The sequence below is a fragment of the Novosphingobium sp. TCA1 genome (genome assembly GCF_009811895.1).
In the GTDB taxonomy this organism is placed as follows: Bacteria; Pseudomonadota; Alphaproteobacteria; order Sphingomonadales; family Sphingomonadaceae; genus Novosphingobium; species Novosphingobium panipatense_A.
In genome coordinates, this window is record NZ_BLJH01000017.1 from 1 (window position 1) to 23,527 (window position 23,527).

Here is a 23,527-nt window from a genome sequence, read left to right on the forward strand (position 1 = left end):
TCGTGCATCGGTGTAGCTGGATAAAATGGAGAAAATTGTTCGATGAAGTTGAAAAGTTGGCCGGTGAGGCGATCAGGCTCGCGCGCCTGCATTCTGTCTGAGGAGCGGCGGCGCGGGAATCAACCGTTGGTATAGGCGCTGGTATGGGGCCTTCCCGCCTTCACGGCAGTTTGAGCCGGTCTCCTGCGGCGACCGCGAAGCTTGTTGTGCAGCGCAGTAAACATCGGTTCGCCGCAAGAAGCGCTCGAACTAACGGCAGCGGCAAGGGCACTAACAAGGGCGTTCATGTAGCCGAAAGGTAGATCTGAACACCCATGTCATCCCTAGTGTTCAAATGCAGCAGAGATGCCGCACATCATGCAAGACGAGACAAGGGGGCTTGGATCGCTGAAGACGCCAAATTCGGCGCGGCGGTCTGATGAAAAACTGCGATTACGCAGGCCCTATTGGTCAAGTTTGGAGGAGTAACGCGATGAAGATCAATTCCAAAAAATCCAAAGTTCTCCTGCTTTTGGCCCTGATCGGCGGAACCGCTTCGGGCACAGTTGCCGCGCAGACGGAAGAACAGCCGCCGGAAGCAGACGTTTCGGCCACCGTATATGGCTCGCGCCCGGCCGATCAGGCCGAGATGACCGAGGGCCCCGAGGTCAAGGGCATCATCTCCGCACGCAGCGGCGACAGGATGCAGGTCACCGCGGCGGATGGCAGCAAGTCGGTCGTCGCCATCAACGACGCCACCAAGATCAAGGCCAGCGGCGGCCTGTTCGGCCTTGCCAGCAACAAGCTGGCCGCAACCCAGCTGCTCAACGGCCTGCCGGTTACCGTCAAGACCCTGCAATCGGGCGACGGCCTGCTCGCCAGCCAGATCAATCTTCAGAACAAGGATCTGAAGACTGCGTCGATGATCCACAACGGCACCGACCAGCGCTTCGCGGAACAGACCGCCGCGACCGAAGCCCTGCGCGGCCGCATGGGCGATATCGACCAGTACAACGTGAAGAGCACGACGAACGTGAACTTCGACACCGGCAAGGCCGTGCTTTCGCCGCAGGCCAAGCAGGACCTCTGCGCCGCCGCGACTTCGGCGGAAGGCATGGACAACGCCCTGCTGCTCGTCGTGGGTTACACGGACTCGACGGGCACCCCCGAAATCAACCAGGTGCTCAGTGAAAAGCGTGCGGGCAGCGTGGTGAACTATCTCCAGCAGGCCTGCCACTGGAAGCCCTATCGCATGCTGACCCCCACCGGCATGTCCGAGGCGGATCCGGTAGCGGATAACGAGACTTACGAGGGCAAGGCGCAGAACCGCCGCGTCGCCGTGAACATCCTGGTCAGCAAGGGCCTGGACGGTCTCTGAGGAAAAAAAAGGGGGCGGCCTTTGAGCCGCCCCGCCAGTCCGAAACGAACTGGAGCGGCTGATCCGAACCGGATCAGCCGCTCTATTAGTATGATCAGAAGTTGACCGTTGCGCCTACCGCGATCTGGCGGCCCAGCGAGTCGTAGCGCGCCGAGAGCGTGTTGCTCCGCGACAGGCCGTAGTTGTAGGAGTTTGGCAGCAACGGCGGCAGCTTGTCGAAGATGTTGTTGGCCGAGATGCGGAACGAATAGGCCTCGTCGACGCGGAAGGTCAGGGCGAGATCGAAGTAGTTCTGCGCGCCGATGCGGTAGAACGTCTCGCGCTCGCTGCTTTCGCTCCAGCCCAGTGCCGGATCGCCCGAGTTGCTGACGTTGGTCAACGGGCCGACATAGCGCCAGTTGAACGAGGCGTTGAAGAAGCGGTTGTCGGTGGTGTAGGTGGCGCGAAGGCTGTGGGTCCACTTGGGGATCAGCTGGCCGCAGGGTCCGCCGTAGTAACCGGCACAGTTGTACTTCGCCAGGATCGGCGAATCCTGACCGCCCGCCAGCGTGGTAAGCGAACCCGCGAAGTCGAGCGACAGGTTGCCGTACTTGCCGAGACCGGTCGTGTACTGACCCTGGAAGTCCCAGCCGTGCGACTTGCTCTTGTAGTAGTTGGTGGTGCCGCCGCGGATATAGCCCGTGGTCGGGTTGGTGCCGGGGTTGCTGGAAAGCGTGCCGTCGGCATTGCGCACGAACATCGAGCAGAAGAAGTCGCTGCCGGTCTGGAGACAACCGTTCGAGAAGTAGTCGTAGTCGTTGTACCCGATCGAATCGTCGAGATCGATCAGGAAGCGGTCGACCGAAACCACGAGGCCGGGGAGGAAAGAGGGCTTCAGCACGACGCCGAAGGTCTTGGTATAGGCCGTCTCCGGGTTGACCGTATAGCCGCCGCGGCGAACCGTGCAGCCGATGTCGGTCGGGCAGACCAGGGTCGGGCTGCCGTAGAGGCTGTCTGCCAGACCCGTGGCGGCGCAGACTTCGCGCGAGGCCGCCGGAGCGCCGTAGACCGGGATCTGCTGGCCGTTGGCACCCGTGGTATAGGTTACCGTCGGTGCGCAGATGTCGTTGTAGGTCGTGTTGATACGGTCGTAGCTGATGTTGGAGCCCTGATAGGCTTCCACCACCGTCGGTGCGCGCTGGGCCTTGTTGATCGAGCCGCGGAACGTGATGTCCGAAATCGGCGCCCAGATCGCCTCGGCCTTCCAGGTCGAGAAGGTATCGGGGTTGGAGCTGTACTTCGACAGTCGGAATGCGCCGTTGAACTGAAGCAGATCCGCGAAGGGCTTATGTTCGATGATCGGAACCTGAAGCTCTACGTTGCCTTCCCAGACATGCTGCGAAAGGTTGCTGTCCGATCCGCCGTTGTTGGTGCGCCAGACGTCGTCGGCATAGCTCTTCAGCTTGTCCTGACGGAATTCCGCACCCAGCGCGATCGCCACGCCCTGTTCGGCCCAGGGGGACTGGATCCCGTAAGTGCCGAGATCGCCCTGAACGGTCGCCACCGCGTTATAGAGGGTGTTGATCGTGGTGGAGGTGCCGAAGCCGCCGTCGGTCAGGTAGTCGTAGAGCGCCTGGCTGTTGGTGGTCGAATTGGCGCTGAAGGCGTCGAAGGGAAGGCAGCCGTCCGCGGTGCCGCTGGCGCATTGCAGCTGGCCGTTCACGCTGACCACGTTGAGCGCGTTGTTGACGCGGTCGTAGTCGGGCTGGCCCCAGGTCATGTCCATGCGGTTGCGGGCGTAGACGCCGCCGACGTCATAGCTCCACCCCTGCGCGAACTGGCCGCGCACGCCTGCGGTCGCGCGCAGGCCCTTGTTCAAATAGACGTCCTCGATATCCTTCACGTTGCTGAAGCGATAGCGCACGTCGACCGGTGCCAGCGTCGAAGTACCGGCATCGGCGCCGCAGATGGTCTGCGCCTGCGAAGCCGACATGAGCGGATTGTTGCAGTTGACGTAGTAGGGCGAATTGCCGTCGCCATAGGAACTGGGCGCGAAGACGCGGGCCGGATAGGGGTTGGTCGAACGGTCGCGGAACCACATGACGCTGCCGTAGAGTTCGGCGGCGTCGGACAGCTCGAAGGAAGTGAAGCCGCCGGCATTCCAGCGCTTGTCCTCACGCTGGAACGAGTAGCCGTCATAGGGATTGGCGGCCATGGCATCGCTGTAGGGGACGAGCGTGCGCGAGCCGTCGGGGTTGTTGACGTACTGGTTGCCGCTGGCTGCTCCCGCGCGGGGCGAGATATAGCCATACGGCGTGTAGGTGGAAGTCGTGCAGGTGAGCGGGCCGTCCTTGACCGCTTCGACGAGCTGGCAGCCTGCGGTTTCGCGGGCGGAATAGGGCACCAGCGCCGCTTCGCGGTAGTTGACGTAGCCGCTGATGTGGAAGCGGTCGTCGAACAGCTTCTTGCCGAAGGTCAGTGACAGGTCGGCGCGGCCGCCGTCGGCGCTGGTGCCGCGTGCGGGCTGGTCGAACCCGTACTGGCTGGTGACGTCCGAAATCAGCGTGCGCTTGTTCTTGTGCAGGTAGAAGTTGTAGTTGCCGTTGAGCTGCAGACCTTCGAAGTCGTCATCCATGATGAAGTTGACGACACCGGCAACCGCGTCCGAACCGTAGACCGCCGAGGCGCCGCCGGTCAGCACGTCCACGCGCTTGATCAGCGACGTCGGGATCATGTTGGCGTCGATGCCGTTCATGGTGCCCACGCGCTTGCCGTCCACCAGGACGAGCGTGCGTTCGAAGCCGAGGTTGCGCAGCTTGATGCGTTGGCGACCGTCGGAATCCTGGTAGTTCTGCTGGCTGTCCGGTGCGATCTGGGGAATGCGGTTGAGCACTTCCTCAATGTTCACCGCAGCCTGCGCGCGGATGGCATCGTTGGTGACCGAGACGATCGGCGCAGCTGCCGTCGAGTTCGGACGGTTGATGCGCGAGCCGGTGACGACGATCGAGCCGCCGGAAGCGCTGGCGGCGCCTGCAGCATCATCCGGCGCATTGTCCTGCGCCAGAGCCGGGGTGGCGAGCCCGCTGATACAGGTCGTCGCCAACAACAACTTCGTGATATTCCTCATTCGTTGACCCCTTACTTCCCTGGTGATGGTTTTGACTTGGTATTGAACTGGTCAATCAAGACGCACGCGTCCCGCTTCCGGCGCCGGTAGCGCCGGGAAACTGGTCTTTTCCGTCAGCCTCGATCAGGCGCGATCAGGCGCGGCGCAGGCTGCCGGCCGGTTGCACGCGGGTGCGGCCGTTCGCGTCGGTCACGGCGTAAGTGAAGCCCGGCAGGATGGAGAAGGCGCCGACCTTGCCGTTCCGGTCGATCGCCAGGAAGGCCACCTGGGCGTCCTTCACCGCTTCGCCGCGCAAGGCGACGATATGCTCCACGGCTTCGCGGCAGGCCGCCATGGCCGACATGCCCATGCGCATGGAGCCGACCACGCGCGCCGCGCCTGCGATACGGGTGACTTCCTCTCCCACCCCGGTTGCAGTGGCCGCGCCGACACCCGGCTCGACCAGCAGTCCGCAGCCCGCCTGGGGCGAATCCCCGACCCGGCCCCGCAGCTTGAAGGCCATGCCGGAGGTGGTGCAGGCGCCTGCCAGCCTGCCGTCCGGGCTCCGGGCGAGAATACCAATGGTATCATGATCGAGCGCCGTGCCGCGCTGGTTCTCGATATTGGCGACGGGCTTGTATTCGGCCTTCTTGAGCCACTCCCGCCAGGCCGCTTCGGCTTCCGGCGTGAGCAGGTTCTGCGATGGAAAGCCCTGTTCCCGCGCGAACTGGGCAGCGCCTTCGCCTACCAGCATGGTGTGCGGAGTGCGGTCCATCACCCGGCGAGCCACGGAGATGGCGTGGACATAGCCTTCCAGGCCGGCGACCGCACCGGCATGCCCACGGTCGTCCATGATGATGGCGTCGAGCGTGACGTGGCCGTCGCGGTCCGGGTAGCCGCCCAGGCCAACCGAGTGATTGGTCAGATCGGCTTCAGGCACTTTCGCGCCTGCCTCTACCGCATCGATCAGCGTGCCGCCTGCTTTCCAGGCGGCGTAGGCAGCGGCATTGGCCGCGGCGCCGAAGTCCCATGTCGAGACGACAAGAGCGGTATCGGCGGTACTGCTTGCTGCTAGCGGTGCGGCGCGCGCCGTTCCAGCTGCGACCGTTCCGGCCAAGGCAAGTCCCAAGGTATCACGACGCGAGATTCCCATGCCCATTGTTCCCCGACCCGAAGGTCCCGTCGATTTTCATGACCGGCATGCCCTTCCCAAAGCCTGCCCTGCAACAAAGCTGTCATAGGTATTAAATAAATACAATTCAAAAAATCAAATTGGCATTACATTTTTGCGCCATTCGTCGGAATATGTCGCTAATTGGTCTCATGCGGTCCAGGCGAGGCGAGGTTCGGCGGACCGGGCGGCCATGGCCTTCCCGGTCCTGCGGATCCTCAGCCCTGCCGCGGCGGGCGGTTGCGCGGGTCCTGACCGAAGGAGAGTTCGGGCACGTTCTGCATGTGGAAGGTCAGGCGCCCGCCCTTCATCAGCTCTTCATGGCTGATCCAGCAGCGGTCATGGCGCTGGCCGTTCCATTCGACGCGGCCGTAATAGGGCCGGTCGGAACGGTTGCCCGGAGCGCTCACGATCAGTTCGCGGCCGTTGCCGAGCCGGACGCGCGCCTCTTCGAACAGCGGACTGCCGAAGATGTAGATCCCGCTGACCGGATCGACCGGATAGAAGCCCAGCGCCGAGAGTACGTACCAGGCGCTCATCTGCCCGCAGTCGTCATTTCCGATCACGCCTGCCGGACGGGCGCGGTACATGAGCGCCAGGAGGCGGCGGACCGTGGCCTGCGTCTTCCAGTGCGCGCCGGTCCAGGCGTAGAGGTAGGCGACGTGATGCGAGGGTTCGTTGCCGTGGGCATATTGGCCCACCATGCCGCTGATGTCCGGCGGGGCGTTCTTCGGCAGCGTCGAGGGCGCATTGAACAGTGCGTCGAGCTTGGCTTCCAGCGCTTCGGGGCCGCCCATGGCCTCGGCCAGGCCGTACACGTCGTGCTGGTTGAGGAAAGTCGCCTGCCAGCCGTTGCTTTCGGTAAAGTCGCGCCACTTGTCGGAATGGCCGAGTTCGACCGGATCGTAGGGCTCCGTCCAGGAACCGTCGTCCAGGCGGGGCCGAGCAAAGCCGGTGGCGGTGTCGAAGACGTTCTTCCAGTTGCCCGAGCGGGCCTTCAGCCTTGCGGCGTCGTCGGTGGCCCCCGCCGCTTTCGCGATCTTTGCGGCGGCGTAGTCGTCATAGGCATATTCCAGCGTGCGGCTCACGCTTTCGAAGACCTTGTCGGCCGGAACGTAGCCCTTGGCGTCGTAGGCCGGAATGCCGCGCGCATTGTCCTGCACGGGCATCGTGAAGTCGAACGAGCGCCTGCGGATATTGGGCCAGGCTTCTGCGTAGTTGCCGGGGATACCCTTGGCCATGGCTTCCGCCAGTACGGGTACGGAGTGCCAGCCCATCATGCACCCGGTCTCGACGCCCTGAAGCGGCCAGACGGGCGGGCCATAGGGGCTTTGCCTGGTCTGGCGGATGAGATCGGCCACGAACTGTTCGACCAGCGCGGGCCGCAGCAGCGTCTGCAAGGGATGGAATGCCCGGTAGGTATCCCAGAGCGAATAGGCGCTATAGGCCTTCTCGCCGGGCGCAAGCTGGTGGACCTTGCGGTCGAGGCCTATGGTGCGGCCGTCCACGTCGGAGAACAGCGTCGGACCGATGGCGGCGTGATAGAGCGCGGTCGCCATGATCGTGCGCTGTTCGGCGCTGCCGCCCGTCACCGAGACATGCCTCATTTCGTCGGCCCATGCTTTCGCGGCGGCCTGGCGGTAGGTATCGAAATCGAAATGGGTCGCCTCTGCTGCCAGATTGGCGAGGGCGCCTGCGACATCGACGGCCGAAACGGCGGTGCGCACCACGATCGGCGCGCTTCCGGCATCGTCGAAGTGGACTGCCGCCTTCAGGCGGCGGCCTTTGACCTGCGTGCTGCCAGCGGGCTGCGCGGCATCGTCGTCACCGAAGAAATCGATGCGGCTCGGCGGGCGCGAGAACTGCATCGCGAAATAGATATGGCGGCCCTTGGCCCAGCGGAACACCCGGCGCTGGCCGGTAAGCGTGCCGTCGGCTTCCAGCGTGAGCTGCGCGTCGTCGATCAGGGGATACTTGTCCGAGGAGTCCAGGACGAGGTGGGACAAGTCGATCAGCAGGTGCCCGTCGCCTGCCGGATAAGCATGGCGCTGGATGCCGCTGCGCAGTGTCGCGGTCAGTTCGCTGGTGACGCCGTTTTCAAGCTGGACGCGGTAGTAACCGGGCTCCGCCGCCTCATTTCCGTAGCGCAGGCGATAGCCTTCGTCCGGCCGGTCGAGCGGCCCCGGCTGGAGCCGTACTTCGCCACGGCAGGGAACGACGAGGACGTCCAGCATGTCGCCGATGCCGGTGCCGGAAAGATGGGTGTGGGAGAAGCCCAGCAGCGAGGCGTCGCCGTGATGGTAGCCAGAGCAGGTGTCCCAGCGCGCGGTGTCGGTGTCGGGGCTGAGCTGGACCATGCCGAACGGCAGTGTCGCGCCGGGGAACGTGTGCCCATCGCCGCCGGTGCCGATGAACGGATCGACCTTCACGGCCGGATCGGCCTGGGCGGCCAGCGCGCGCGTCGCGCCGGCGGGCACGGCGGCGGCCAGCAGCGCTAGGCGGCAGGTGCCCGACATCAGGTGGCGGCGACTCAGATCGGTCATCTCAGGCATCCCCTTATATGTAAAAGGACGGCGCCCGTCCCGCAGGAAGACCCTGAGGACGGACGCCGGCCCGTGTGCATGCAGATCATTGGTGAGGAGGAGAGGGACCTACACGCTTTTGCACGGGACTTAGAAGCTGAACTGAGCGGTCGCGGCGAAGACGCGGCCGTTCTTGTAAAAGGCCGTCGGCGCGCTCTTGCTGCCGCTATACGAGTAATAGGTGGAATCGAGCAGGTTCTGGGCGTTGGCCTGGACCGTGAAGTGGTCGTTGATCTTGTAGGAGATCGACGCATCCAACTGGTGGTATCCGTCGGTGGAATCCACCGAGTTCAGGCGGCCGATGCCGGTGAAGTAGTGGCTGCGCCAGTTCCAGCTCACGCGGGCCTGGAACGGACCCTTCTCGAAGTAGGGGATCACGTTGATCGTTTGCTTCGAGAGGTAGGGCAGGTTGAGGACGTTGCCGTCCGCATCGCGGCCGCCGCTCGCATCGGCGAAAGTGTAGTTGGTCAGAATGCCGAAGCCGCCCCAGATCGGGGTCTGGAAGCCCAGCGACACCCCGTTGACGGTCGCGTTCGAGGCATTGACCGGGCTGGAGACGATGTAGGTCTCGTTCTGCTGGGTCAGGTTGTTGAACAGGACCTGCTGGTTGGTGGTCGTGACGATGTAGGACGAGATCTCGCGGCGGAAATACTCGGCCGACAGCAGGGCGCTATGGCCGAAGTACCATTCTGCCGACAGTTCGTAGTTCGTCGAGGCATAGGGCTTGAGGTCGGGGTTGCCGCCGCCTGCCGTCAGCTGGGTGTCGTTGCGGCTGAAAGCGCCGGCCAGCTGGCCGTAGCGCGGGCGGGCGATGACCTTGGCGACCGAGCCGCGAACCTTGATCTGGTCGTTGACGTCCCAGCTTACGTTGATGCTGGGCAGGCCCTTGAGATAGTCGTTCTTCGCCCGGGTTGGCGAATAGCTGTCGGTCTCGGCCGTGTAGAGGAAATAGTCCGATACGTCCTGCGTATAGACCGCGCGGTAGCCCACGTTACCGCGGATCGGGCCGGTCTCGAAGTCCAGCTGGACATAGGCCGCTGCGGACTTTTCGCGCACCTTGAACGAGGTGCCCTCGTCAAGGCCGGTGTCGACGTAGAGGCCGTTCTCCAGCGTGTCGATCACGTCGCCGCTGCGCAGGGTCGCGAACTGGTTGGCGTTGCCGCCCGAACCCAGGCCGTTGAACAGGCCCGAGGGGGTCAGGGTGTAGTCGTAGTCCGCCATGCTGACCGGATCGGTCAGGTAGACCTGCGAACCCGTGGCCCTCAGGCTGTTGACGTGGTCGGATGCCTTCACGCCCATGCGCACGGCCTTGAAGAAGCCGTCCTCGACTTCCCACTTGGCGTCGAACTGGCCGTAGTATTCCTTGTCCAGCTGGCGCGAGGTGGCGATGCCGCCGATCTGGTAGGCGCGCACGGTGCTGCCGTCGGGCAGGGTGACGTCGCGAAGATCGGAACGGAAGAACGCGTTGGGGTCGGTCGGCGGGGTGGAGAAGTTCACCGAAGTCCGGTTCTGCCCGTAGCTGTAGCTGAAGGGCATGTTGGACTGCATGTTCATCAGGTATTCGGGGTTGGTGCCGCCCGTCGCCTTGGTCCAGCCCACATTGCCCGAAAGGGTCAGGCTGTCGGTAGCCTTCCAGCTTGAGGCGAGGTTGTAGCTGTCCGTCCGCACCTTGGTCTTGCGGTAGTTCATGTCCAGCTGCGAACTGGTGGAAGGCAGGTCGGTAGCGCCGAACGCGGCATCGGTGACCAGGCCGTTCGCGATCGTGGCCGATTCCAGCGAACCGGCAGCCCAGGTCGGCACGACATAGAGCGACTGGCTGAAGTTGTTGTAAGTGCCTTCGATGTGCAGCCCGGTGAGGTTGAACTCAAGCCGGTCGCTCGGCGCCCACTGCACGGCGAACTGGCCGCCGATACGCTCGCGGGTCTGCTTGAAGTAGGCGTGGTTGATGCCGTAGGGATAGCGGGCATTGGCCAGGTCGGCGGCGGTTCCGCCGGTGAGCACGGCATCGGGGTTGTTCAGCGTGACGTTGCCGGCGGCGTCGGTCGAGGTGAAATCCGAGCCGCTGTTGTAGCCGAAGTATTCCACACCGGCGCGGGCCAGCGAATCCCTGTCGTAAGTACCGGCGACGAGGATGCCGAAAGTGGCGCTGTCGTTCTTCCAGCTATAGAGCAGCGAACCGCGCGGATTGCCGATTTCGGAGCGGTCGTTGTAGCCGTAGCCGATCGAGCCGTTGATCGTGTTCTTGTCGAGATCGAGCGGCTTGCGCGTGCGCACGATCACCGTGCCGCCCAGCGAACCTTCGTCGATGCGCGGTTCGGGCGACTTGAACACTTCGATCTGCGAGACGATTTCGGGCGCCAGCAGCGAATAGTTGAAGGTGCGGCCGGTCACGTCGCCCGCATTGCCGCCCCAGTCGGCGGAAGCGATCGAATGGTTGTCGATCAGCACGCGGTTGAGCGCCGGATCGGTGCCCTGGATGGAAACGCGCTCGCCGATGCCGAACTGGCGATCGACGCTGACGCCCGGAATGTGGGAGAGGGATTCGGCGACGTTGCGGTCCGGGAACTTGCCGATGCCTTCGGCGGTGATGACATCCACCACTGCGTCCGCATCGCGCTTGACGTTGATCGCGTTGGTCAGTGCGCCGCGGATACCGCTGACGACGATCGCGTTCTGGTCGTTCTGCGCGGTCTGCTGTGAATTGTCCTGGGAATTATCCTGCGCAAGGGCGGGGGCGGCGAAGCCCAGGCTGGCGCTGGTCGCCAACAGCATGGCGCGTACAATTTTCATTATCTTTTACCTCATGACCCGAACCCGTGAGCGCGCTTCAGGCTTTGCGGAATGCGTGCTCGAAACCCTGCGAGGACAATGCCAATAAAATTCCAATGTCTCGGTTAAATGTCACCAAAATAGATCCGCATGTCCACCGTAAATTTTTTCTTGGCCGCGATCGGTGTGCGCGTTCGTAGGGATTTCGGGAGAAAACCGGATGTTTGATCGGTCCGGCTGTGTTCAGCACCAATGATGCGTCCGGCAGAACGGGATGGCATGACAAGCCAAAATATGTCCAATTCGCAGCAGTCCACTGCCAGGGCGAATCATCGGTGTGGATTGAGGGACTGCTTGAAAAGGGGCGGATGTGCTCGAAGTCTGTGTTGAAGATGCTGCTGGAATTGCTGCCGCCGTTTCAGGGGGCGGCGACCGGATCGAGCTTTGCAGCGCGCTGGCGCTCGGCGGCCTGACCCCGCCCCGTTCGCTCGTTCGCATTGCGGCGGAGGCGCCGATCCCGGTTCACATGCTCTGCCGTCCGCGAGAGGGCGATTTTCTCTACGACGCGCGGGAAGTCGCGCTGGTCTGCGATGACATCGATCTCGCGGCAGAAGCCGGGCTGGCCGGGGTGGTCATCGGCGCGGGAGGTGCGGGCGGGCTCGATCTCTCGGCCCTCGGGACATGGCTGGCACATGCCCAGCGCGCAGGTGCGGCGCGCGGCTCGCGTCTGTCGCTCACCTTGCACCGTGTCTTCGATTTGCTCGACGATATGGAAAACGGGCTGGAGCAGGCCGTGGCCATGGGGTTCGACCGTATTCTGACCTCGGGCGGAGCCGTTCGCGCCCCCGATGGTGCGGGCATGCTGGCACACCTCAATGAACTGGCGGCGGGGCGCATCGTGATCCTGGCGGGGTCCGGCGTCTCGGCAGAGGCCGTTCCGGTCTTGCGCAAGGCCGGGATCGAGGAGTTTCATGCCTCCTGCCGCCTTCCCGGCGTGCGGACGGGCGAATCGGGGCGGCTTGAGGAACTGGGTTTTCAGAAAGGCCTCCGGCCGATAACGGATGCCTCCGAAGTGGCGAGACTGAAGGCGGCCATTATGGATCGGTAGGCTTGTTTTCGGTGGAGGCTGCTGGGTCTGCGAATTAAAACGCAGCGAAAGTGCGAAACCAATTGCGCATTGCCCGGAGTTCGGGAATACCAATATAGAACTTATTCGATATTGGTAAGCAGATGCTCCCGCCCGGCGCGTGTTCGCCGCAGGAGCGGTGCGAAGGAGATCCTGCCGCAATGTCCGAAGCCGCGAATTCCACGCCGCCGATGGCTTCCCTGATGGCCCGCGAGGCCGCCGAAGCGCCTCAGGCCGTGCGCGCCTTCCTGTCGCGCAACCACGATGCGCTGGCCTCTCTCGCGCAGGACTTGCGCGACAATCCGCCCTCGGTGGTGGTGACGTGCGCGCGCGGATCGTCCGACAATGCGGCGACTTACGCGAAGTACCTGATCGAGACCCTGGCGGGCGTTCCGGTATCGTCTTCCGCGCTCAGCGTGTCGTCGGTGTTCGGCGCTGAGATGCAGCCGGGCCGCGTTCTCGTGCTGGCCATCTCGCAAAGTGGTCGCAGCCCCGACCTGCTCGCCGCCGTGGAAGCGCATCGGCGGGCCGGTGCCCGCGTCGTGGCGCTGGTCAATGACGAAACCGCGCCGCTTGCCGATCTGGCGCAATGGGTGCTTCCGCTCAGCGCCGGCGCCGAAAAGTCAGTAGCCGCGACCAAGTCCTACATTGCCTCGTTGGCCGGTGTCGCGGCGCTGGTTGCGCACTGGACGGATGATGCCGAACTGGGGTCCGCCCTGGCGGGCCTGCCGGAAACGCTGGAAGTGGCGGCGAGTACAGCGCCGTTTGATCTGGTTGCGGGCCTGTCGGCCGCGAACAATCTTTTCGTCATCGCGCGGGGCTATGGCTTTGCGGTGGCGCAGGAGGGGGCGCTCAAGCTCAAGGAAACCTGCGCGCTTCATGCCGAGGCCTATAGCGCTGCCGAAGTGCGCCACGGCCCGATGACGATCATCGACGAGGGCTTTCCGATCGTGGCTTTCGCGACATCGGATGCCAGCGGCGAGAGTGTGCGCGCGGCGGCCCGGGAGTTCGCCGGGCGCGGCGCGCAGATCCTCATGCTGGATGCCGCCGAGCCCTTCGGGAACGCCACGCTGGTCGCGCTTGCCGGCCATGCCGCGCTGGAACCGCTGCTGATGATCCAGGCCTTCTATCCGCAAGTGAATGCACTTTCGCTTGCGCGCGGTCTCGACCCGGACAATCCAGCCCACTTGCGCAAGGTTACCGAGACTCTCTGATGAAAATCGCCTTCGTCAACGGCAACGTCTATCTGGCGCGCGCATGGTCGCGCGGTGCCGTGGTGACCGTGGAAAACGGCAGGATCGTCCGCATCGAGCGCGGCGTTGACGCCGATGAGATCGTCGATCTCGAACGCGGCTGGCTGGTCCCAGGTTTCATCGACGTGCAGGTGAACGGCGGTGGCGGCGTCTTGCTCAACGACGCGCCCAGCCCGGAAGGCATAGCGACGATCGCCGCGGCCCACGCGCGTTTCGGCACTACTGCCATGCTGCCGACCCTGATCAGCGCCACGCCCGACGTGATCGCGGCGGGGCTCGATGCCACCGACGAGGCCATTGCCAGGAACGTCCCCGGCTGCATCGGCATCCACGTCGAAGGCCCCGTGCTCAATGTGCGGCGGCGCGGCATCCATTCCGAGGGCAACTTGCGCAAGCTGGACGATGCCCTTGTCGACCTGCTGATCCGCCCGCGGGCGGGCCGGGTGCTCTTCACCATCGCGCCCGAATATCTCGACGCCGATCAGGCCCGCGCGCTCATCGAGGCCGGGGTCGTGCTGGCGATGGGCCATTCCGACGCCGACTACGAAACCGCGCGCGCCGCTTTCGAGATGGGCGTGACCGGCGTGACGCACTTGTTCAACGCCATGTCGGCGCTGCATCATCGTGATCCCGGCATGGTCGGTGCGGCGCTCGAAAACCGGTCGGCCTGGTGTGGACTGATCGCCGACGGCTACCACGTCCATCCCGCCGTGATGCGCGTCGCCCTGGCGAGCCGTCCGCTCGACCGATTCATATTGGTCACCGACGCCATGCCCTGCGTGGGTTCCGACCTTGCGCGTTTCGAACTCGACGGCCGCGAGATTACCGTGGCCGAAGGGCGCTGCGTCGGTGCTGACGGCACATTGGCAGGGGCGTCGCTCGACATGGCGGGCGCCGTGCGCAATGCCGTGGACATGGCCGGGCTTTCGGTGGCGCAGGCGGTGGACATGGCGACGGTGCAGCCGGCGGAATTCCTGGGGCTGGCCTCGGAGCGCGGCACGATAGCAGCCGGGCATACCGCCGATTTCGTCCAGCTCGATCGTGCCATGGCACCCCAGGCCACCTGGATTGCCGGCGAACGGGTGTTTTGAAAGCGAATTACTGGGGACAAGCCAATCCGATGACTGCCTCCGTTTCCCCTACCATGACCGCCGATCAGCCGCTCACGACCGAACAAGATGTGGTCGTGATCGCCGCCCCGCTCGAAGGCTGGCTGGCGCCGCTTGAGGAAATTCCCGATCCGGTTTTCGCCGGAGGCATGCTGGGCGACGGTGTGGCGATCGATCCCACCGGCTCGGTCCTTCACGCGCCTTGCGCGGGCACAGTCGCCTCGATCGCCGCGACCGGCCATGCGGTGACGCTGCGCCTTGAAGGCGGGGCGGAACTCCTGGTTCACCTCGGCGTCGATACCGTTGCCATGGGCGGACGCGGTTTCACGCCGCTGGTGGTGCAGGACGAGCAGGTAGCCATGGGCGATCCCCTCGTGCGGTTCGATATCGACGCCGTAGTGACCGGCGCGGCGAGCGCGATGACGCCGGTATTGCTCCTCTCCAGCGAGGAATGGAGCTTGGAATCGAAGCGCGATCCCGGCCCGGTCAAGGTTGGCGAGACGGTTATGACCTTGTGCCGGGTTAGTGGGCAGGGCGCGGTAGCGACGGGATCTGCGTCATCGACGGGGGCGGAACTGGTCCGCGAGGTGCCGGTGCCCTTGCGGCACGGCATTCACGCCCGTCCGGCTGCGCGCCTGCGACAGGTCGCGACTGCATTCGATGCGGCAGTGCGCATCGAGATTGCAGGGAAGTCCGCAAGCCTGCGCAGCCCGGTCGGCGTTCTGGCGCTCGGCATCAAGCTTGCAGACCGCATTTCGCTTCACGCGCGCGGGGCGCAGGCGGCCGAAGTGCTCGATGCACTGGAAGCGTTGATCGCAAGCGGCATGGGCGAACTGGCCCAGGGCGACGAGCAGCCCGCGCCGCCCGTGCGGGAAGCCGTCTCCGCCCCGGCGATGCGCCGCGTCACGGCCATTGCGGCGGACGGTACGCTTGCGGGCGTGATCGCCGCGCCCGGTGTGGCGGTGGGGCAGGCTGTCCGCTACCGACAGGCCGAAGTGGCAATCTCCGAAGGTTCTGGCGATGCCGCGACCGAGCGGGCGCTCCTGGAGGACACCCTTGCGCAGCTTCGGGCAAGGATTGCGCGAGAGAGCGAAGGTGCGCCCGATCACGCCGCCTCGATCCTGGCGGCCCATGCGGTCATGCTGGAAGACGAAGACCTGCTCGCTGCGGCGCATGAGGCGATCGCAGGCGGCGAAAGCGCAGGCGCCGCATGGCGGCGGGCCATCGAGGCGCAAGTGGAACTGCTGCTGCGCTCCGGCGATGCGCGGCTTGCCGAGCGTGTGGATGACATGCGCGATCTCGAACGGCAGGTGCTTTGCGCGCTGACCGGCGACGAGGCCTCCGGTCTTGCATTGCCGGAGGACGCAGTGGTCCTTGCCGAGGATCTCCTGCCCTCGCAGCTCATGGCGCTTGATCCGCAGCGGCTGGCGGCGATCTGCCTGATCAACGGCGGGCCGACTTCGCACGTTGCCATTCTTGCTGCCGGGCTGGGCGTCCCGATGCTGGTGGCTATGGGAACGGGGCTCGATACGGTGGCGGAGGGCGCGAAAGTGGTTGTCGATGCCGCTGCCGCGCGTCTGGAAACCGGGGCATCGCAGGAGCGGATCGAAGGGGTTCGTGGGCAGCTTGCCGCGCAGGCGGCCCGCCGCGCCGCCGCGCTGGAAGCGAAAGGGCCGTGCCATACGGCGGACGGCAGCCGGATTGAGATCTTCGCCAATCTCGGCTCGCTGGCCGATGCCCGTCAGGCCATGGCGAACGGCGCGGAAGGCTGCGGATTGCTGCGCAGCGAATTCCTCTTTGTCGAGCGGGCGCAGGCGCCCGGCGCGGCGGAGCAGACGGAAACCTATCAGGCCATCGCCGATGCGCTGGAGGGCCGTCCGCTGATCGTGCGTCTGCTCGATATCGGCGGCGACAAGCCTGCGCCGTTCCTGCCGATGGCCGCGGAGGAAAACCCGGCATTGGGCCTGCGGGGCATTCGCGTGGGCCTTGCCCATCCCGAACTGCTCGAAGCCCAGGTCGAGGCGATTCTGCGCGTTCGTCCTTCGGGGCAATGCCGGATCATGGTGCCGATGGTCGCCAGCCTTTCGGAACTGCGCGCCGTGCGCGCGGTCGTGGAGAGCGTGGCAGCGCGGCTGGGCCTGACGGAGCCGGTTTCGCTGGGCATCATGGTGGAGACTCCCGCCGCTGCCGCGACGGCAGACATTCTCGCGCGCGAGGCGGACTTCCTGTCGGTGGGTACCAACGATCTCACGCAATATGCATTGGCCATGGATCGCGGCAACGCGGCCGTCGCCGCTGCCATCGACAGACTGCACCCCTCGGTCCTGCGCCTGATCGCGCTCACGTGCGAGGGCAGTGCGCGGCATGGGCGCTGGACCGGCGTGTGCGGTTCGCTGGCATCGGACCCGCTGGCGGTGCCTCTCCTGCTGGGCCTGGGCGTGGCGGAGCTTTCCGCGACCCCCGCGCAAGTGCCGGATATCAAGGCATTGGTCACTTGCCTCGATATCGAGAGCTGCCGCCATCTTGCCGCGCGCGCGCTGGAATGCGCTTCGGCCGCTGAGGTCCGCGAATTGGCGAGGGAATTTCTGAAGGAGCACGGGGCATGAGGCGGGTTCTCGAAACGTTGCAGCCGCTGGGCCGTGCGCTCATGCTGCCGATCGCGGTTCTTCCCGTGGCGGGGCTGCTGCTTCGCCTCGGTCAGCCGGACCTGCTCGACATCGCGCTGCTCAGCGCGGCGGGCGATGCGCTGTTCTCGCACCTCGGCCTGTTGTTCTCGATCGGCGTCGCGACCGGTTATGCGCGTGACGGCAATGGTGCGGCTTGCCTGGCAGGCATCGTCTGTTTCCTGGTCGCCACCGAAGGCGCCAAAGTGCTGATGCCGGTGCCGCCGGGGATCGATCCCGCGCTTTCCAAAGAGGCCTTCGCGGTGGCCGTTGCGGCCGCCAAGAGCCAGGCCATCGGCAGGCTCGACGTGCCGATCGGCATCATTTCGGGCCTTGTCGGGGGCAATTTCTACAATCGCTTCGCGGCGATGAAGCTGCCGGAATACCTCGCCTTCTTCGGCGGACGCCGTTTCGTTCCCATCGTCTCCGGCGTCGCCGGTCTCGCCATCGCCTGCGTCGTGGGCTTCGGTTTCCAGCCCATCGTCATCGGCATCGACGGGGTGAGCCAGGGGATCACCGGGCTCGGCGGGTTCGGCCTGTTCCTGTTCGGGCTGATCAACCGCCTGTTGCTGGTGACCGGCCTGCACCACGTCTTCAACAACCTCTTCTGGTTCGTCTTCGGCGACTACAACGGCGCCCACGGCGACATCCGCCGCTTCTTCGCAGGCGATCCGACGGCCGGACCATTCATGACGGGCTTCTTCCCGGTGATGATGTTCGGCCTCCCCGCCGCCTGCCTCGCGATGTACCGGGCGGCCCGGCCAGAGCGGCGCAAGGCCGTGGGCGGCATGTTCTTTAGCCTTGCGCTGACCTCGCTGCTGACGGGCGTGACCGAACCGATCGAGTTCAGTTTCATGTTCCTCGCCCCGGTGCTCTACGCGATCCACGCGGTGCTGACCGGTGGGGCGATGTGGCTGACCGATGCGCTGGGCATGCACCTGGGCTTCGGGTTCTCGGCAGGCCTGTTCGACTATGTGCTGAACTTCGGCAAGGCGACGCGCCCGCTGCTGCTGGTGCCTGTGGGACTGCTGTACTTCGCTGTCTACTACGCCGTCTTCGCCTTCGCGATCCGCAAGCTGAACCTCAAGACCCCCGGCCGCGAGGACGACGATCTCGCCGCACCCGCGCAGGCAGAGGCGTCTGTCGAGGAGACGCGCGGGCATGCCTATCTCTCCGCGCTGGGCGGCAGCGGCAACCTCGTGGAAGTCTCCGCCTGCACCACGCGCCTGCGCCTCATCATCGTCGATCACGGCGGGGTGGACGAAGCGCGGCTGAAGGCACTCGGCGCGCGGGGCATCGTGCGCCCTTCGGACAAGGCGCTTCAGGTGATCCTCGGCCCGGTTGCGGACATCGTCTCGGTGGAAATCCGCGAGGCCATCGCGGCGGGTCCTGCTGCCGCCACTCCGCCTGCCGCCTCGGTATCGGCGGCCGCCGAAAACGCGGCGAAGATGCAGCTTCCGGCGAACCTCGTGCAGGCGCTCGGCGGCGAAGGAAACGTGTGCGGTGTAGTGCGCTATGGCAACCGTCTCCGGGTAGAACTGGCCGATCCGGCAGCGATCGATGAAGCGGCGCTTGCTGTGGCAAGAGGCGTGCGCGCTGCTGCTAGGGCGGAAGGCGGCGTGGTCCACCTGCTGTTTGCGATGGCGGATCTCGACCGGATCGCGGCCTGAGCTTGTCAGGGCGCCTGCGTTTCGTCGAAAACGGCGAGGCCAACACGGGTCATTCGATCGACGATGCGCGGGCGCTGAAGCGTTTCGGCCATGTCATCTCGCACGATGTGGAACGCGCTGAGGAATGCCCTGTCTTCAGCGGTCAGCCCGGCTGGTGCGGCGGCATTCCCGTGCGGCGTGAACAGCGTGAGGATGGTCGGCTCCATGGCTGCCGTTTCATCGAGCCTTGCGCCGGTCAGCGCCCGCATCGCCGCATAGTCGGCCACCTGCCGCAAGTCCCGGTCCGCAATCGCCTCGCGGTCGATCAGCACTACGGAACTGACGATCTCGCGGCGTATCGACGCGGATAGCCGCGTGGAGGCCTGGGCGGTCAAGGTCGTCCATCCGGTAGACGAGTAGCTCGGGCGATCGCCGTCGCGGCTGCGGACTTGCGTTTGCAGCCATGCCCGTACCGGGCCGGATCGGTCGAGGATGCGCCCGATGTCCGCGCGCGACTGGCCGACGAGCGCGCCGGAACCTGCGCGAGACAAGGCGCGGACCGCCGCCTGGCCGTCTTCCACGAAGACGACCATCAGGTTCGGCGCGCAACCTGACGCGGCGATCGGCAGCCCGCTGGAGGCAGCGATGGCGGTGATCCGCTCGGCCACGATTTCGCCTGCTTCGGGCGGCAGTCCGGCACTTCCCACGCAGACCGGATAAGCGAACCGGGCGAATGGCTCGTCGTTCGCCCCAGGGATCGTGAGTTGCGCCACGAAACGGCGCGCACGGGCGGTCATTGTGCCAGAGTCTGCGGAGGCGATTCCGGTCTGGCTGGAGGCGGCCAAGGCCTGATCGGGGATCGGGGCGAGAGCGGCGGCGGCCAGGAGGCCGCCGAGAAGGGCGTTCATGCCGGTTCTCCTTATGTGCAAAGGAGGTTACGGCATCCGCTCTCGGTTATCCAGTCGTTCAGGCCGAGACGTAGACCCTGCCGGTCAGCCCGCTGGGCTTGCCCTCAGCCGCCTGCACCAGAACGACGAGCGTGCGCACGCCGCTGCCCGGAGGGATCGTTGCGGTGAGGGCGCCCCCCGCAGCGTCGGTCTTGCGCGCGGCCAGCTTGCCGTCGAGCCAGACTTCCGCCGCGCCGGTGATCTCGGCGAAGTGCAGCGTGCCGCCTGCGACCGCGACTTTCTTCCACGGCGTGAAGCGCGTGCGATAGCTGCGCCATCCGGCATTTCCGGCGGGTGCGGCGATGCCCGAGCGGACGAAGTCCCAGGAATTGTTGTCGCCGTCCACGGGGGCGAGCGCCGGATCGGGCTTCTGCGGGAACAGGGCCGAGCGGCGCCAGTCGGCGATCGGCATTTCCGCCGGGACGACCGGGACTTGCGCGCGTGGTTCGCGCGGCGCGCGGGCGAGGCTGAGGCGTGCGGAACGCAGGCCTTGTGCCTTGGCCTCCAAGGTCAGTCGCTGGCCGCTCGTGTCGCCTTCGACGATGACTTGCGCCAGACCGTTGAACAGCGCGCGCTTGTTGCCCTTCTCGCTGGAATGGTCGTTCGGATTGCCGTTGCCCAGGCCGATGATCCGGCCGCCGGAGATCGTGAAATCCACCGGGATGTTGGCCGTGGGCACATGGCGGCCGCGAGCATCCACGCAGTCCACCGTGATGGCCTGTACGTCCTCGCCGTCGCTGGCCAGTGCCTGCCGGGCAGGCGTAAGCCGCAGTGCGACCGGTTCGCCTGTGGTTTCATGGACGGCGCTGGCGACGACTTTGCCGCCGCGCAGCGCCAGCGCCTCGATCCGGCCGGGGCGATAGGGAACCTGGAAAGTGTGGCCCATGATCCGGTCGGCGGCGGGCACCCGCTCGATCACTTCGCCGTTGAGGCGTAGTTCGATGGCTTCGGCATTGGTGATCGCGAAGACTTCCAATGTCTGCCCTTCACTTCCGGGCCACGTCCAGTGGGGCGCCAGCCAGATCACCGGGGCATCGTCGCGCCAATGGGCGGAATGGATGCCGAAGGCGGTCTTGGGGAAGCCGCAGAGGTCCATCACGCCGAAGAAGCTGCTGGTCGAGGGCCAGGCATAGGGCGTCGGCTCGCCATGATAGTCGAAACCGGTCCAGACGAAACCGCCCGCCACGAAAGGCCGCTCGGCGATCATCTTCCAGGTGTCGCGGTGGGTCGCGCCCCAGGAGGCAGCTTCTTTGTCGAACGAGGTGATGACCTGCTGGGCCGGGATGCTCTCGAAAGCGCCGCGCGTCTCGTAGGCGCTGGTGTCTTCCGAACTGGTGATCGGCTTGTCCGGGTGGAGGGCATGGAACTTGTCGTAGTCGCCCTGATAATAGTTGAAGCCCATGACATCGACGACGGTGGAGACGTTCTCGGGGTTGTAGAACGAGCCGTTCATCGCCGCCGTTACCGGCCGCTGGGTGTCGAGCTTGCGCACGGCCTTGCGCATGCGGCGCACCATCTCCACGCCGGCATGCGTGCCCTGCATCGGCTCCTCGTTGAACACGGACCAGAGCACGATCGAGGGGTGGTTGCGGTCTCTCCGCACCATCCATTCAAGCTGCGCCAGATAGTCCGGCGCGGGGTTGAACAGGCGGTTCTCGCCCATGACCACGAAGCCCAGCCGGTCGCACCAGTCCAGCACTTCCTTGGCGGGGGCATTGTGCGACATGCGGATGGCGTTGCAGCCCATCGCCTTCAGGCGTTGCAGGCGCCAGAGCGCCAGCGCATCGGGGATGGCGGTGCCGACGCCGGTGTGGTCCTGATGGATGCACACGCCCTTGAGCTTGGTCTCCACACCGTTGAGGATCATGCCCCGCGCGGGATCGAAACGCACCGTGCGGAAGCCGATGAACTGGCGCCGGGTATCGACGGCCTTGCCTTCGTGCAGCAGATCCACCTCGACGCAGTAGAGCGTCGGGCTGTCGGGCGACCAGAGGCGGACTTTGCCGGGATCGAAGGTGTTGACGACCTGAGCCTGTTCGAGCGGGGGAACCGTGATCGTTCCCTTCGTGCGATAGATTTCACGGCCCTCGGGATCGAGCAGGCGGGTGGATATTTCCGCCTGGGCCATGCTCTCGCCGACATTCGACAGGCTGACCGCGACCGGGACATGCCAGGTGCCGTCGTCCTGCGCGACCGGATCGCAGTAGACACCGTCCGTCTCGATCGACACGGCCGGGCGGCTGACCAGCCAGACGTGGCGATAGAGACCGGCACCTTCGTACCACCAGCCCTCGCGCGCGGTGGCATCGACGCGCACGGCGATCCAGTTCACTTCGTCTCCGAAGCGGGCGAAGGGCGTCAGGTCGACGATGACGCTGCTGTAACCGGACCAGGAATGGGCGACTTCGCTGCCGTTTACCCAGATCGTGGCATGGGTGGCGATGCCGTCGAAATGCAGTTCGAGGCGGCGGCCCTTCTGGCTTTCGTCCAGCCGCAGCAGGCGGCGATACCAGCCGATCCCGCGCGGACGGTAACCTTGTGAGACATTGGCGTTTTCGTTCACATCCTGGGCGATGGCCCAGTCATGGGGGAGATCGACGGCCTGCCAGTCGGAATCGTCGAAGGCCAGGGCCGCCGCGCCGCGCGCGTTGCCGGCCTTGACCGAAAGGTAGGTGGCGTTGTGGTCGGTCGGTTCCGGGACTGGAACCTCGCCCTCGTGGAAACGCCAGCCGCGTTCGAGCAGGGTGCGCGAGGGGTCCGTTTCAGGAAGGCGCGGCGAAGGACCGGGGAGGGCGGCGGGCATCGGCAGCCCGTCCGGCATTCCCGGCCCGAAGGCTTTTGTCGGGGCAGCGAATGCGGGCGCCGAGAAGGCAGGGAGCAGGGTCGCGACGGCGCCGGTGGAGGCGCCGCGCAGGAGCAATTCGCGGCGTTTCATGAACCCTCGATCAGTTCGGCGACGATGTCGTAGGAGTCGCCCCGATAATAGGAACGGGTGAATTCGACGGTGCGGCCGTCGCGCAGGAAGCCGTGGCGTTCGATCAGCAGCCCCGCATGGCCGGATTCGACGCCCAGCATCTTGGCGTGCTCGGCCCCGAAAGGCACGGCGCGCAGGCGCTGGAGCGCGCGGACCGGGCGATTGCCGCTCTTTTCGAGCGCCGCGTAAAGCGAATCCTCGACGACATCCAGGCTGGCGAGACAATGTCCGGCGATCGTCGAGATTTCGAGGGCCAGAGGTTCGTCGTCGGCAAGGCGGATGCGGGTGAAGCGCAGGACCGTGCTGCCGGGGGCGAGGCCCAGCGCCATGGATTCCTCGGGATTTACCGGCCCGCTCATGCGCGAGACCCAGGTGCTGGAAGCGCGCTTGCCGCGTGCGGCCATGTCTTCGCTGAAGGAGGTCAGCCGCGAAAAGCTCTTTTCCACGCGCGAGGCGACGAACGTTCCCGCGCCGCGTCGCCGGGTCAGCAGGCCTTCCTCGACCAGACCGGCGATCGCCTTGCGGACGGTGATGCGCGAAACGTCGTATTCGATCGCCAGGTTACGCTCGGGCGGGATCGCTTCGGCCTGATCGAGCACGCCTTCGGATATGGCATCGCGGATGAGCTGCTGGAGCTGGATGTACAGCGGCGCAGCGTTGTCTTCGCGCAGACGACCAATCCGGTCGGAAAATGACATTCGATCCCCCTTCGATCCATTCTATGCGAATGGCTTACATTGGTAAGGTTGGCCTGACAATCGCAGCAAATGGTCGCAATTCAAGCCCAATTCGCAGGAATGGAATAAGACCTATTGCGAGAAAGGATATATTTTGGTTACCTT

The 23,527-nt window shown here is 65.3% G+C and carries 13 protein-coding genes; 6 read left to right on the plus strand and 7 right to left on the minus strand.

The genetic code is table 11. The features are described 5' to 3' along the window. The first annotated feature begins 472 nt into the window (after positions 1-472). Positions 473-1,357, plus strand: coding sequence for an OmpA family protein (locus tag NTCA1_RS18065; protein WP_159831284.1), 885 nt, complete (start codon positions 473-475; stop codon positions 1,355-1,357). A gap of 94 nt (positions 1,358-1,451) precedes the next feature. Here NTCA1_RS18065 and NTCA1_RS18070 read toward each other — a convergent pair whose 3' ends face one another. The 4 genes from NTCA1_RS18070 to NTCA1_RS18085 all read right to left on the minus strand — a co-directional run bounded on the left by NTCA1_RS18070 (position 1,452) and on the right by NTCA1_RS18085 (position 10,985). After that, positions 1,452-4,463, minus strand: coding sequence for a TonB-dependent receptor domain-containing protein (locus NTCA1_RS18070; protein WP_236549432.1), 3,012 nt, complete (start codon positions 4,461-4,463; stop codon positions 1,452-1,454). A 133-nt stretch (positions 4,464-4,596) separates the two neighbouring features. After that, positions 4,597-5,595, minus strand: coding sequence for a N(4)-(beta-N-acetylglucosaminyl)-L-asparaginase (locus NTCA1_RS18075; RefSeq protein WP_159831285.1), 999 nt, complete (start codon positions 5,593-5,595; stop codon positions 4,597-4,599). A gap of 236 nt (positions 5,596-5,831) precedes the next feature. Beyond that, a complete protein-coding gene (locus NTCA1_RS18080) occupies positions 5,832-8,156 on the minus strand; it encodes a GH92 family glycosyl hydrolase (RefSeq protein ID WP_159831286.1) in 2,325 nt (774 codons plus the stop codon). A 129-nt stretch (positions 8,157-8,285) separates the two neighbouring features. After that, complete coding sequence (locus NTCA1_RS18085) at positions 8,286-10,985, minus strand: TonB-dependent receptor (RefSeq protein ID WP_159831287.1); 2,700 nt, start codon at positions 10,983-10,985, stop codon at positions 8,286-8,288. A gap of 349 nt (positions 10,986-11,334) precedes the next feature. Here NTCA1_RS18085 and NTCA1_RS18090 point away from each other — a divergent pair, with 349 nt between their 5' ends. From NTCA1_RS18090 to nagE, 5 genes are all read left to right on the plus strand, one after another. Beyond that, a complete protein-coding gene (locus NTCA1_RS18090) occupies positions 11,335-12,072 on the plus strand; it encodes a copper homeostasis protein CutC (protein WP_159831288.1) in 738 nt (245 codons plus the stop codon). 179 nt (positions 12,073-12,251) lie between these two features. Then, positions 12,252-13,304 (plus strand): SIS domain-containing protein, encoded by a 1,053-nt coding sequence (locus tag NTCA1_RS18095; protein WP_159831289.1) that lies wholly within the window; start codon positions 12,252-12,254, stop codon positions 13,302-13,304. Beyond that, positions 13,301-14,434 (plus strand): N-acetylglucosamine-6-phosphate deacetylase, encoded by a 1,134-nt coding sequence (nagA, locus tag NTCA1_RS18100; RefSeq protein WP_374705203.1) that lies wholly within the window; start codon positions 13,301-13,303, stop codon positions 14,432-14,434. The genes NTCA1_RS18095 and nagA overlap by 4 nt, the downstream gene beginning before the upstream one ends. Before the next feature lie 29 nt (positions 14,435-14,463). Further along, positions 14,464-17,058, plus strand: a complete 2,595-nt coding sequence (gene ptsP, locus NTCA1_RS18105; protein ID WP_306439302.1) for a phosphoenolpyruvate--protein phosphotransferase — start codon at positions 14,464-14,466, stop codon at positions 17,056-17,058. Then, entirely contained in the window at positions 17,055-18,785 is a 1,731-nt protein-coding gene (gene nagE / locus NTCA1_RS18110; RefSeq protein ID WP_159831291.1) for an N-acetylglucosamine-specific PTS transporter subunit IIBC, read from the plus strand. Before ptsP ends, nagE begins: the two co-directional genes overlap by 4 nt. Positions 18,786-18,790: 5 nt before the next feature. Here nagE and NTCA1_RS18115 read toward each other — a convergent pair whose 3' ends face one another. From NTCA1_RS18115 to NTCA1_RS18125, 3 genes are read right to left on the minus strand one after another with little or no spacing between them, the layout of a single operon-like run. Beyond that, positions 18,791-19,672, minus strand: coding sequence for a hypothetical protein (locus NTCA1_RS18115; RefSeq protein WP_159831292.1), 882 nt, complete (start codon positions 19,670-19,672; stop codon positions 18,791-18,793). A 58-nt stretch (positions 19,673-19,730) separates the two neighbouring features. Next, positions 19,731-22,646: a beta-galactosidase GalA gene (gene galA / locus NTCA1_RS18120; RefSeq protein WP_159831293.1), complete on the minus strand. Its 2,916-nt coding sequence runs from the start codon at positions 22,644-22,646 to the stop codon at positions 19,731-19,733. Further along, the gene (locus NTCA1_RS18125) at positions 22,643-23,383 is read right to left on the minus strand and encodes a GntR family transcriptional regulator (protein WP_086489880.1); all 741 of its coding nucleotides are present in this window, start codon (positions 23,381-23,383) and stop codon (positions 22,643-22,645) included. Before NTCA1_RS18125 ends, galA begins: the two co-directional genes overlap by 4 nt. Positions 23,384-23,527: the final 144 nt, after the last annotated feature.